Genomic DNA, 11,942 nt, shown 5'->3' with positions numbered 1-11,942 from the left:
AGTAACCATCGTCGCTTGTGTCACATCCAAGCTTGTTACGGATGAGCATGTCGCGCAGAAACGGGTTCGCATGCGGTGAAGGCGTGGAGGCGCAAGTTTATCCGATGATGGAAAAAAGAGGGTCACCATGTCCCGCGAGAAGATTTCCGGGTGCAGGACCGCACGCACCACAGTGCGGTTGGGGGTGAGCAGCGAGCGGTTCCGCGATGAGCGGATGAGAATGCTCACGGTTCGTCTTTCACTTCTCCTTGTCATGCTGGCAGTGACGGTTCCGGCAGGTTATGCGCAGGACGCAACCCCTGCTGACGTTCAATCGGCGTCTGCATCCACACAACAAGCGGCGACTCAAACAGCTCAACCCGCACCACAAGTCCAAAACGCAACCCCGGCGGCGGAGAGTAGCAGTTCTGCGCCCGCACAGGAGAGCTCTGCAAAATCAGCAGCGCAGGACAGCGCGGCTGTACCGGACGCTACGGCGCAAAGCGGGCAGGTGAAAGAAGGAGAGTCGGAGGCGAAGAAGCAGGAGGGCGAGGCTGCGGCGCCCGTGGTGTTGCCGCCGTCAATGGCGAGCCGGGGCAAGATTCCGACGGAGACGAACTACGACGAAGTGCATGTGAAGCCGATGGTGAAGTCGGAGGAAGCTGCGAAGTTCGATCCGAATTCGACGGCTGCAGCGGAGTCGGCGATGGACCCGTCGCTGAAAACGCACACGAAGCCGATCAGGGTGGATGTGGACCTGGTGCTGGTTCCGGTTACGATCACCGATCCGATGAACAGGCTAGTGACAGGGTTGGAGAAGGAAAACTTTGTACTGCTGGATAACGGAGAAAAGCAGAAGATTCAGCATTTCTCGAGCGAAGACGCGCCTATTTCGCTTGGCGTGATTTTTGACATGAGCGGTTCGATGTCAAACAAGTTGGAGAAGGCGCGCGACGCGGTGGTGGAGTTCTTCAAGACGGCGAATCCGGAAGACGAGTTCTTCATGATCGCCTTCAATGACAAGCCCACATTAATTTGCGACTTCACGAACAGCGTGGAGCAGGTGCAATCTCAGCTGGTGTATACGGTGCCGAAGGGAAGGACGGCGCTGCTGGATGCCATTTATCTGGGAATGGCAAAAATGCGCCAGGCTAAGCACCAAAAGAAGGCGCTGCTTATCATTTCCGATGGAGGCGATAATCGCAGCCGCTACACGGAGAACGAAATCAAGTCGATGGTCAAGGAATCCGATGTACAGATATATGCGATTGGAATATTCGACTCGTCTCCACGCAGCGATGAGGAACGGTTTGGGCCGCAATTGCTGGCCGAAGTAACGGATGTGACCGGAGGACGCACGTTTACGGTGGATAATCCGAACGAATTGACGGACGTGGCAACGAAGATAGGAGTAGAGCTGCGCAACCAATATGTACTCGGATACCGTCCAACAAAAGCGACTCACGATGGCAAGTGGCGCAAATTGAAGGTGAAATTAAATACTCCAAAGGGATTGCCACAGCTCTCGGTATATGCAAAGACGGGGTACTATGCTCCAAGTGAGTAGCGGAAGACGTAGCAGAATTGAATGGCTGGCAGTTCTTGTGCTGCTCTGCGGTGTGCTGGGCAGCATTGCTATTGCGCAGAGTACGAGCGGACAGCGAAGGCAGCAAGGAGCGCCAGCGCCGCAAGGGCAGAGCAGTGACGACATTTTGCTGCCGCCCGAGGGTGAAAATCCGGACAGAACACCTCCTCCAGTGTATTCACAGCCGGGTGCGGCAAAGCCCGCAGCAGGGCAGACTGCGGCACCGCAACCGCCGAACCAGCCGGGCGACACAGTGAACGTTCCGCAGGCACAGGGGCGCGAGGCGGAGCGCAGCGCAGGCGGTGGATTCGTCTTTAGAACCGACGTACAGGAAGTGACGCTGCACGCAACGGTGGTGGATGACAGGCAGCGTCCGGTGACGACGCTGGATCGCAGCGCTTTCCAAGTGTATGAGGATGGGCGGCCACAGAGGGTGACGTCGTTCCGGCGCGAGGATATTCCTGTGGCGCTGGGGATTGTGATCGATAACTCGGGGTCGATGCGCGAGAAGCGCCCGAGCGTGAATGCAGCGGCACTGAACCTTGTGCGGTCAAGCAATCCGCAGGATCAAGTTTTCGTGGTGAATTTCAATAATGAGTACTACCTGGATCAGGACTACACGGGGAGCATTCCGCTGCTGCATGATGCGCTGGAACGGATTGAGTCGCGGGGCGGGACGGCGCTGTATGACGCAGTGGTGGCGACGGCCGATCACCTGATGAAATCGGCTAAGTTGCAGAAGAAGATCATCCTGGTTGTGACGGACGGCGAAGATAATGCCAGCCGGGACACGCTGGAGCAAGCGGTAAGGGCGATTGCGGTGGACGGCGGTCCCACGGTGTATTGCATTGGTTTGATGGGGCGCGAACCTGAGAAGAAGGCGCGACGGGCTCTGCGGATACTTTCGGAACAGACCGGAGGAGTGGCGTTTTTCCCGACGGATGTGAACGAGGTGGAGACAATCTCGCAGCAGATCGCGCACGACATCCGCAACCAGTACACGATTGGGTATAAGCCTACAACGCCGAAGAACGCAGGTGGCTATCGGCAGGTTCGGGTGGACGCCGTGGCTCGCGGGTATCGCAGATTGCAGGTACGGACGCGCAGTGGATACTATCCGGCGAGCGAGAGGGCAGCGGCAACGAGCAGCCGGTAAGGGCGCGGTGTTGGTCGTGGTCAGGTTGGGGACTCGGGGTTGAGGTAGGTGACCTGGAACGGCATCGTAGGTTGGGCGGCCCTGGGATCCTTTGCTGCGCTCAGGATGACACCAGAATGAAAGATAAGAACAAAAGCAAGATCAACACCTAGTCGAAGCAAGATCAAGATCAACATCGAAGCAAAAGTTGTTTGGAAAGGCTCTCACTGAGAGCCTTTTTCTGTTGCGGTGCGGAAGGTAAGCCTTTAGCCTGAATGGTTCGTTAAACCAGAAATAGGACTCTCGGATGAAATGCTCGATGCGAGTAGTGGATAGCGTACTGGATCTGATTGGTTCGACCCCGATGTTGCGGTTGAAGAAAGTTGTGCCGGAGGATGCAGCAGAAGTTTGGGTCAAGCTGGAGGCGTTCAATCCGGGATTCAGTATCAAGGACCGGGCGGCACTGGGAATGGTAGAAGAGGCGGAACGGGACGGCATCCTGAAGCCGGGGGACACGATTGTGGAGGCCACGGCGGGAAACACGGGAGTGGGACTGGCGCTGGTCGGGGTGCAGAAGGGCTACAAGGTAGTGTTCTTTGTGCCGGAGAAGTTCTCCAAGGAAAAAGTGATGCTGATGGAGTGCTTCGGGGCGAAGGTGTATCGGACTCCTACGGACGAAGGTATGGAGGGAGCGATCGCGAAGGCACAGAAACTGGTAGCCGAGAATGATCACTACTGGTTCGCGGCGCAGTTCTCGAACCAGGGGAATCCCAGGATTCATCACGACACTACAGGGCGCGAGATTTGGGAGCAGACGGAGGGGCGGATCGACGCGTTCGTCTGCGGAGCGGGGACGGCGGGGACGTTTACGGGCGTGGCGCGGTATCTGAAGGAGCAGGACCCGAAGGTGGTGGCAATCCTGAGCGACACGCAGAACTCGATGTACAGTGGGCAAACGCCGGGGCCTCACGATGTCGAGGGAATCGGAGCGAGCTTCATTCCAGAGACCTTTGACAGGACGGTGTGCGATGGCACGGTGATTGTGACCGACGCTGAGGCGTTTGCGATGGTGAACCGGCTGGCGGTGGAGGAAGGCGTGCTCGGAGGCTCGAGCAGCGGCGCGAATGTGTGTGGCGCGATACAGGTTGCGAAGCGGCTGGGCAAGGGCAAGCGCGTGGTGACGCTCATTCCGGATTCGGCGGAACGGTATCTTTCGAAGGACATTTTTAACTACAAAGGCGCGGTGGATCCTGAGCCGCAGGAAGTGTCGGATTAGGCGATGACGAAAGAACGCAAGGGATTTGCGACGCGGGCGATTCACGATGGGCAGGAGCCGGAGGCTCTGACGGGCGCGGTGGGCGTGCCGATCTATGCAACTTCGACGTATCAGCAGGATGAGTTGGGAAAACCGCGACTCGGGTATGAATACTCGAGGGTTTCAAACCCAACGAGGGACAGGCTGGAGGCAAATCTGGCGTCGCTTGAGGGCGGCGTGGCGGCGCGCGTCTTCGCCAGCGGCATGGCAGCGGTGACGGCACTGTGCCAGATGATGAAGGCGGGCGATCACGTAGTGGCCGGAGACAATTTGTATGGCGGCACGCCGAGATTCTTCAATCAGGTGATGGCAAAGTTCGGCATTGGATTTTCATATGTCGATACAAGGAATCCGGAGAATGTGGCGAAGGCGATGAAGGGGAATACGCGGTTTGTGTTCCTGGAGACGCCGACGAACCCACTGATGTCGCTGACCGACATTGCAGCCGTGAGCGAGGTGGCGCACAAGGGTGGGGCTGAAGTGATTGTCGATAATACGTTCATGTCGCCTTACTTTCAGCGTCCGCTGGAGCTGGGTGCGGATATGGTGTTGCACTCGACGACCAAGTTTTTGAATGGGCACAGCGATGGGCTGGGCGGCGTGATTGTGTGTTCGAAGCCGCAGCAGGCGGAGGATCTTGCCTTTATACAGAAGGCTTCGGGGGCGATTATGTCTCCGTTTGAAAGCTGGTTGATTTTGCGCGGAGTGAAGACGCTGGCGATCAGGATGAAGCAGCATGACGCGAATGGGCGCGCGGTGGCTGAGTTCTTGCAGAAGCATCCGAAGGTGAAGAAGGTGTTTTATCCGGGGCTGAAAGAGCATCCACAGCACGAGCTGGCGAAGCGGCAAATGAAGGGCTTCGGGTCGATGATTATGTTTGAGACCGGGTCTCTGGAGAATGCGAAGAAGCTGCTGAAGGCGGTGAAGCTGTGCGTGCTGGGTGAATCGCTGGGAGGCGTGGAGTCGCTGATATCGCATCCGGCGACGATGACGCATGCGGCGCTGGGCGAGGAAGGAAGAGCAAAGATCGGGCTGACGGATGGGATGGTGAGGGTTTCCGTGGGGATAGAGGAAGTGGAAGACATTGTGGCGGATCTGGAGCAGGCGTTGGGAGCGATGTAAGTTCGCGTACATGGTTCTGGCAGGTTTCCTGGGGCGGTGGTGGAGATGCAGTGGCCTGCTGGGATTCTTCGCTGCGCTCAGAATGACACCCTAAAACCAAGAACAAGACTAAGAGCAAGAGCAACCCCGGGGTCCTTCGCTTCGCTCAGGATGACACCTCAAGAACAAAAACAAACAAGAGCAAAAACAAAGGCAAAAGCAAGAGCGACTGCGAGGCGGGGTAGCACGCAAGGTGGCGATGGGTGTGGGCGGGACGGAGTGGAATGCGGCGGCTTATGACGAGCTCTCGGATCCGATGTTCGAGTGGGGCATGGCCGTGCTCAATACCGTGGAGCTGAAGGGCATGGAGCGCGTGCTCGATGCGGGGTGCGGAAGCGGGAGGCTGACGGAAGAACTTTTGCGGAGATTGCCGCAGGGTGAAGTAGTAGCACTGGATTCATCGCCGAAGATGCTGGAGCAGGCACGGCAGAAGTTGAGCAGATTTGGGGAGCGGGTCGAATTTGTGGAGGCGAGTTTGCAGGAGTTTGCGCTCGACAGGAAGGTGGATGGGGTTTTCAGCAATGCCGTGTTTCACTGGGTGCCGGCTCATGCGGCGATGTTCCGCTCGCTGCACGGGGCGTTGAAACGGGGTGGGTGGCTGGTCGCACAGTTTGGTGGCGTGGGGAATCTGGCGAAGATCTATGGGCGGGCACATGCGGCGGCGGAGTTGCCGAGGTTTCGGGAGTATCTAAGCGGCGAGAGGGAATCGGCGCATTTCGAGGACGTGGAGAGTACGCGGGAGCGAATGCTGGCCGCCGGATTCAAGGTAGATGATGCGAAGCTGCACACGGTGGTGCCGAGGTTTGAGCGCAAGGAGCGGTATGAGGCATTTCTGCAGACGGTGGTGATGAGAGAGGCCGTGGCGAAGCTGCCTGAGGGGATTAGAGGCGAGTTCCTGGCGGAGGTTTCGGGCAGGACTTGGCGTGATGAGGCTGAATACTCGCTGGATTATGTGCGGCTGACGGTGCGAGCGCGTGCATAAACAAGCCTAGTGGACCTGCTGGTTCGGGCAGAGCGCCTGTCGCTCGGAATCGATGTGGCCATCGAGCAGGTGATCAAGAAGATAAAGCAGGTCGATGACGGCGGAGGGATCCGAAGCGTTCTTTTCGCGAAGGAAGTCATGGATTGCTGCGAGGTCCTGCTGGTGTTTACGGCAACGTTCATCGTATTGGGGAGAGTTTAGCTGGCGCAGCGTTTTCTCTTCTTCGGCGAAATGGTCGCGAACGAGAGAGGCGAGTCGGGGCATGATGTCAGCGGCAACAACGCGGCCACGTCCCTGGGCCATGGCGGAACTCAATAGGTTAAGCATGTTGTAGAGCTCGACGTGCTGGCGGTCGATGGCAGGGATGCCGAGATTGCAAGAGTCATTCCACTGAATGAGCATGTGAGTCCTCGCTGTGGAATGAAACGGACGATAAGCAGGGACTCTTGAATTAAAACCCTCTTATTTGCGAACGGAGGCGGCGATCCAGTCGAGGTAGGATGCGGAGCCGTCTTCAATGTTGAACGAGATTAGCTCGGGTACATCGTAGGAGTGCAGTTCGCGGATAGCAGCCTGCACAGCAGGAAACTGCGCTTCGGTGGACTTGATGAAAAGCAGGAACTCTTCGGCGCGTTCGACGTCACCCTGCCACCGATAAGTGGATGAGATAGGCCCGAGGATGTTGACGCAGGCGGCGAGACGGCGGGAGACAAGTTCGGAGGCGATGGTGTCGGCTTCATTGCGTGAGGATGCGGTCGTGAGCATGAGGCGTTTGTTGGTCATTCGAGTGCTCCCGTGGTGAGCAGCAATACGCTACCGAAGTGCAAGCTTGCGGGCAAGTGTATTTGAGCAGGAATCAGGCGCCGGAGGCGTAGTGCGCTGATAGAATCGACGTTTGGATCAAAGGTTGAGTTCGAATTAGAGCGGTATAGATCATTTTCGGAGAACGAATACATGGCTACGCAGATCAAGTTCGGGACGTCGGGCTGGCGAGCAGTGATTGCCGATGAGTTCACGGTGGCAAACGTGAAGCGCGCGGTGACGGGCATTGCGCGGTATGTGGCAGGGACCGGCAAGGCTGATCCGAAGTTGGTTGTGGGGCGTGATCCACGGTACATGGGCGAGACCTTCGTAGATATCGCAGCGACGATTCTGGAGAGCTATGGAATTACTCCGCTGGTGATCGCAGAGCCGGCACCGACGCCGGCGATTGCATGGGAAGTGATGCGGCAAAAGACGGATGGCGCGATCAACTTTACGGCGTCGCATAATCCGGCCGAGTACAACGGCATCAAGTTCTCGACTCCGGACGGAGCTCCAGCCTTGCCGGAATTCACGAAGCAGATTGAAGCGGCAGTACTGAAGGCGGATGAGGATGGGGGGGCGCCTCCGGATGGTGCGAAGAAGGCGCAGCGGCAGTCGATCGAGGTGAAGTCGCACTACCTGAAACGGCTGAAGGAGCTTGTGGACTTCGAGGCAATCAAGGATCGCAGGCTGAAGGTGGCATTTGATCCGATGTGGGGTGCTTCGCGTGGCTATAGCAACGAGGTGCTGACGGAAGAGGGCATCGAGTGTGCGGTGGTGCATGACACGCGCGACGTGCTGTTTGGCGGGCACGCTCCGGAGCCGGATGGCGAACTGCTGGATGAGTTGCGCCACAAGATGAAGGAGACCGGAGCAAAGATAGGAATCGCGTGCGATGGCGATGCAGACCGATTCGGCATTGTGGATGAGGATGGGACTTATATCGCGCCGAACTATGTGATCGCACTGCTGTTTGATTATCTGGTGGAGACGCGCGGGTGGAAGAATGGCGTGGCGAAGAGCGTGGCTACGACGAACCTGATCAACGCAGTGGCTGAGCATTACAAGGTGCCGTTGTACGAAACGCCGGTGGGGTTCAAGTACATTGGCGAGCTGATCAAGCAGGACAAGATTGCGATTGGCGGCGAAGAGAGCGCAGGGCTGACGATCAGAAACCATGTTCCGGAGAAAGACGGCGTGCTCGCGGGATTGCTGATGTGCGAAATGGTGGCGAAGCGCGGCAAGAGTCTTGGTGCACTATTGCAAGAGCTGTTTGGCAAAGTTGGTTCCTATTATCCGGAAAGACAGAACTTTCGCTTGACGGACGCAGCTAAAACGAAGTTCACTACGAAGTTGGAGACCAATCCGACGGATTTTGCAGGACGCAAAGTTGCGCAGGTCGTGCGGACGGATGGTCTGAAGCTGGTGCTGGATGACGGCTCGTGGGTGTGCTATCGCGTGAGCGGTACGGAACCGGTGGTGAGGGCCTACACGGAAGCTCGGAGCGCAGAAGACCTGGCGAAGCTGAGCGCGGCGGCCAAGCACTGGGTAAACGATTAGTTGCAGTAGAGAGGACTTCGATTCGGTGAACTGGTTTCGAGAGTTCGTGGAAAAGCTGGTACAGCGGCGCAGACTGCTGGCCAGCGCTGCATTTGCACTGATTGCTATTGGGTTATGTGCGCATGTGCTGCTTGGTAATAACGGCTGGGTGGCGTATCGCCAGAAGAAGGCGGAGTATCAGAAACTGCAGCAGGAAGTGCAGCGTTTGGACGAGCAGAACCAGAAGCTGGACTCGGAGATCAGGCAGCTCAAGAACGATCCGAAAGCGATTGAAAAGGAAGCCCGCGAACAGCTACGGTATGCGAAGCCGGGCGAAGTGATCTATTTGCTGCCGGAGCAGGGCGGGCAGAAGACGGCGCAGACTCCTCAGCCGACGCAGTCGGCACATAAGTAAGCACTCGAACAATCCCCGATTACTTTCCCACATCGAAGCTGGATTCCCACATTCGCCAAAGGATGGCGGATGTGGACCACCCGCGAGCTAGACATATTTGCAGCGAGAGGCGAGGAGGCCGGTTGCGGCGGTGAGATCGATATCCGCGACCAGGAGGCCTTCTTTGCCATATGGCTGATAGCTGAGCAGCGTTCCATCGGGCCGGACTACGGCGGAGGTGGTGGGCGAGCCTTCGCTTGCGTAGTTTACGGTCGCGAAGTAGATGGTGTTTTCGGCGGCGCGGCAAAGAGCGGCTTTTTCGTGGAAGGTATTGGCGGGCTCGGCGAAGCTGGTGGGGCGATAGCTGCCGGGTTCGGCTTCGTGGAGATGCGGGTGGAATACGAGCTGCGCGCCGTGGCAGGCGGCGTACCGCACTGTCTCGGGATAGCGCCAGCCTTCGTGGCAGATGGCGACGCCGAAGGTGAGCGGGCCGCAATGGAAGACGTGGCGCGCGGTTCCGGGGGAGTAGAGGTTGTCCTCGGAGGGATCGAGCTGAACCTTATCTTGAAAGCCAGCGTTGGTGCCATCGGGATTGATGAAGAGGGCTGTGGGGATCAGGGCCTTTTCGGCGATGCGTTCGGTGCCGAGTATGACGCCGATGTGCGACTGACGGGCGGCGGCCGAGATTGTGCTCCAGGCACGCTGGAGGAAGTCTTCGTCGGGTGGGGGGACGGACTTGCCGATGCGGTATCCGGGGACGTAGCACTCGGGGAAGCAGACAATGGAGGCGCGCTCACGGGCGGCCTGCGAGATGGCCGAGGTTGCGCGGGAAACGGAGTCTTCAGGAGAGCTGGGGAAGCGAAGATTGGCGAGCGCAATGCGGACGATGGTCATGACCCATACATGGTAGCTGGGATGAAGATTTGGTAACAGGCGAGATCGAGAAAAGTGGGAGTGGCAGCTGGATGCACAGCGCGCAGGACGACTCGTTTTGGGCTGTTTATTTGAAGTTGAAGTATTGTTTCAGGTTCAGGATGGGTTTCTCGAAGCGATACCACATGAGGGCCGCGAAGCCGATGGAGGTGGCGAGGCGGATGGCGATGATGGCCATGCTGCCGGGGACTCCGAAGCGGTCGAGTGGGAGATCGACATAGCCGCCAATGACCGAAAAGACAAGGATGTGGGTGACGTAGAGGCCGTAGCTGATCTTTCCGATGAAGATCAGTGGAGGGTAGTTGAGGGCGCGGGAATAGAGATTGGGTCGGGGGCTGGCTTGTCCGAGAAGAGCGGCGAGGAGCATGCCTCCAAAGCCGAGAGCAAGAAGAGTGTCGGTGAAGGCGGAGCCGTGGTGGAGCATGAGCGAGACTCCGGAAGCTCCGGCAGCGAGTGCAAAGCGGGCGATCCAGCGCCAGGCCGCGAGGGAGACGTCGAAAGTGCGCAGGGAGATGGCGATGAGCGAGCCGACGGCGAGTCCGTCGAGGTGCGTGAGGGTGTGAGTCGCGGTGAAGCGATCGCCAAAGTAGAAGCGCACGAGCGGCGAGGTGGCGAGCATCCCGATGGCGGCGAAGACGAGCCAGCGCGAGGGCAGACGGCGGGCGATTGGCGTCCAGAAAACGTAAAACTGCTGCTCGATGGCGAGGCTCCAGGTGGGGCCGATGGCTCCGGGCAGAGATGTGTGCCAGAGATTCTGGACGAAAAAAAGAAGGACGAGCCAGGGCGCGGCAGCGATGTCATGAAACATTGCGCGCGGGCCCTTGAAGACGAGCGGAAAAAATCCGTAGTAGAGCGCGAGCAGGAGCCAGTAAACAGGCCAGATGCGAAGGAATCGTCGGGCAAAAAAGTTCTGATAGAAGCTAGGCGAGTCACTGGCGTCGAGGATGATGCCGGTGATGAGAAATCCGGAGAGAACAAAAAAGAGGCTAACACCGCACCATCCCCAGACAATGAATGGTTCGAAGATGGTGCCGTGAAAGCGTGGATGGCAGTGGTAGAGGACCACGGCGAGAATGGCGAGGCCGCGGAGTCCGTCAAAAGCCGGAATGAAAGCGGGCAGCCACGAGGGGCGCGGCGACGAGGGCCTGGGGCCTGCGGCACCGGCGGCGGCCGTGACTGCCGATACCACTAGCGCGAAATTCCTTCCGTGGGCGAGCTGGCCGAGGCGTATAGCTTGCGGGGCATGCGTCCGGCGAGATAGCCCTCGCGTCCAGCAATGACGGCGTGCTTCATAGCAGAGGCCATGAGGACAGGGTCGCTGGCTGCGGCGATTCCGGTGTTCATCAACACGGCGTCGAAGCCGAGTTCGAGAGCCAGGGCAGCGTCGGAAGGCACGCCGACTCCGGCATCCACAATGAGCGGAACGGAGGTTATGAGTTCGCGGAGGATGCGCAGATTTGCGACGTTCTGGATGCCAAGGCCGCTGCCGATGGGCGCGCCGAGAGGCATGACGACGGAGGCTCCAGCATCGAGGAGGCGGAGCGCAACTACGGGATCGTCTGAGGTATAGGGGAGAACGGTAAAGCCTTCCTTCACCAAGACGCGGGTGGCTTCGATGGTGGCGGCGACGTCGGGATAAAGCGTCTTTTGATCGCCGATGACCTCGATCTTGACCCAGTCGCTCAGGCCGACTTCGCGGCCGAGGCGGGCGACGCGGATGGCTTCATCGGCGGTGTAGCATCCGGCAGTGTTGGGCAGGAGAAAGTACTTCTTCGAGTCGATGTAGTCGAGCAGCGATTCCTTGCTGCGGTCGAGATTGACGCGGCGGACGGCAACAGTCACCATTTCGGCGCCGCTGGCTTCGAGGGCGGCGGCGGTCTGTGGGCCGTCTTTGTACTTTCCAGTGCCTACGATGAGCCGAGATTGAAAAGCTTTCCCTGCAATTACGAGCGAGTCCATGCAGATATTTTAAATGTTTTCAGCGGGAAAACTTCTCAAATACTGCGGAGGGAACGGGAAAACATAGATTCACGATTTCGAATGCAACAGTGACAGTACCCGCAGTTGACGTCATGGGAGGAATGCAGAGTTGGAAAAGCCAACTCTGGTCCACAA

General features: G+C 58.3%; 12 protein-coding genes. 7 read left to right on the top strand and 5 right to left on the bottom strand.

Annotated elements, in window-relative coordinates:
- Positions 1 to 127: 127 nt before the first annotated feature.
- The 5 genes from AC6IY8_RS06845 (at position 128) to AC6IY8_RS06825 (ending at position 6,157) form a co-directional block, all read left to right on the top strand.
- A complete protein-coding gene (locus tag AC6IY8_RS06845) occupies positions 128 to 1,546 on the top strand; it encodes a VWA domain-containing protein (protein ID WP_497778006.1) in 1,419 nt (472 codons plus the stop codon).
- Positions 1,539 to 2,720 carry a VWA domain-containing protein gene (locus AC6IY8_RS06840; RefSeq protein ID WP_497778005.1) on the top strand — a complete coding sequence of 394 codons (1,182 nt, stop codon included), beginning with the start codon at positions 1,539 to 1,541 and terminating at the stop codon, positions 2,718 to 2,720. Before AC6IY8_RS06845 ends, AC6IY8_RS06840 begins: the two co-directional genes overlap by 8 nt.
- A 298-nt stretch (positions 2,721 to 3,018) precedes the next feature.
- On the top strand, positions 3,019 to 3,975 hold the full coding sequence (cysK, locus tag AC6IY8_RS06835; RefSeq protein WP_497778004.1) for a cysteine synthase A: 957 nt from the start codon (positions 3,019 to 3,021) through the stop codon (positions 3,973 to 3,975).
- 3 nt (positions 3,976 to 3,978) lie between these two features.
- Entirely contained in the window at positions 3,979 to 5,136 is a 1,158-nt protein-coding gene (locus AC6IY8_RS06830) for a trans-sulfuration enzyme family protein (RefSeq protein ID WP_497778003.1), read from the top strand.
- A 238-nt stretch (positions 5,137 to 5,374) separates the two neighbouring features.
- Positions 5,375 to 6,157 (top strand): class I SAM-dependent methyltransferase, encoded by a 783-nt coding sequence (locus AC6IY8_RS06825; protein WP_497778608.1) that lies wholly within the window; start codon positions 5,375 to 5,377, stop codon positions 6,155 to 6,157.
- Positions 6,158 to 6,163: 6 nt separating this feature from the next.
- On the opposite strand, the gene AC6IY8_RS06820 is transcribed toward AC6IY8_RS06825, so the two are convergent.
- A complete protein-coding gene (locus AC6IY8_RS06820) occupies positions 6,164 to 6,559 on the bottom strand; it encodes a bacteriohemerythrin (protein ID WP_497778001.1) in 396 nt (131 codons plus the stop codon).
- Positions 6,560 to 6,619: 60 nt separating this feature from the next.
- Entirely contained in the window at positions 6,620 to 6,940 is a 321-nt protein-coding gene (cutA, locus tag AC6IY8_RS06815; protein ID WP_497778000.1) for a divalent-cation tolerance protein CutA, read from the bottom strand.
- A 171-nt stretch (positions 6,941 to 7,111) separates the two neighbouring features.
- Between cutA and AC6IY8_RS06810 the strand changes: the two genes are divergently transcribed.
- Complete coding sequence (locus AC6IY8_RS06810; protein WP_497777998.1) at positions 7,112 to 8,521, top strand: phosphoglucomutase/phosphomannomutase family protein; 1,410 nt, start codon at positions 7,112 to 7,114, stop codon at positions 8,519 to 8,521.
- 25 nt (positions 8,522 to 8,546) lie between these two features.
- Positions 8,547 to 8,915, top strand: a complete 369-nt coding sequence (locus AC6IY8_RS06805; RefSeq protein ID WP_497777997.1) for an FtsB family cell division protein — start codon at positions 8,547 to 8,549, stop codon at positions 8,913 to 8,915.
- Between the two features lie 87 nt (positions 8,916 to 9,002).
- On the opposite strand, the gene AC6IY8_RS06800 is transcribed toward AC6IY8_RS06805, so the two are convergent.
- The 3 genes from AC6IY8_RS06800 to AC6IY8_RS06790 all read right to left on the bottom strand — a co-directional run bounded on the left by AC6IY8_RS06800 (position 9,003) and on the right by AC6IY8_RS06790 (position 11,786).
- Positions 9,003 to 9,788, bottom strand: coding sequence for a carbon-nitrogen hydrolase family protein (locus tag AC6IY8_RS06800; RefSeq protein WP_497777996.1), 786 nt, complete (start codon positions 9,786 to 9,788; stop codon positions 9,003 to 9,005).
- 106 nt (positions 9,789 to 9,894) lie between these two features.
- On the bottom strand, positions 9,895 to 11,016 hold the full coding sequence (locus AC6IY8_RS06795; protein WP_497777995.1) for an acyltransferase family protein: 1,122 nt from the start codon (positions 11,014 to 11,016) through the stop codon (positions 9,895 to 9,897).
- The gene (locus AC6IY8_RS06790; RefSeq protein ID WP_497777994.1) at positions 11,016 to 11,786 is read right to left on the bottom strand and encodes a thiazole synthase; all 771 of its coding nucleotides are present in this window, start codon (positions 11,784 to 11,786) and stop codon (positions 11,016 to 11,018) included. The genes AC6IY8_RS06795 and AC6IY8_RS06790 overlap by 1 nt, the downstream gene beginning before the upstream one ends.
- Positions 11,787 to 11,942: the final 156 nt, after the last annotated feature.

It is taken from the genome of Koromonas soli (assembly GCF_059726265.1).
This window is presented reverse-complemented; position numbering and strand designations above follow the sequence as displayed.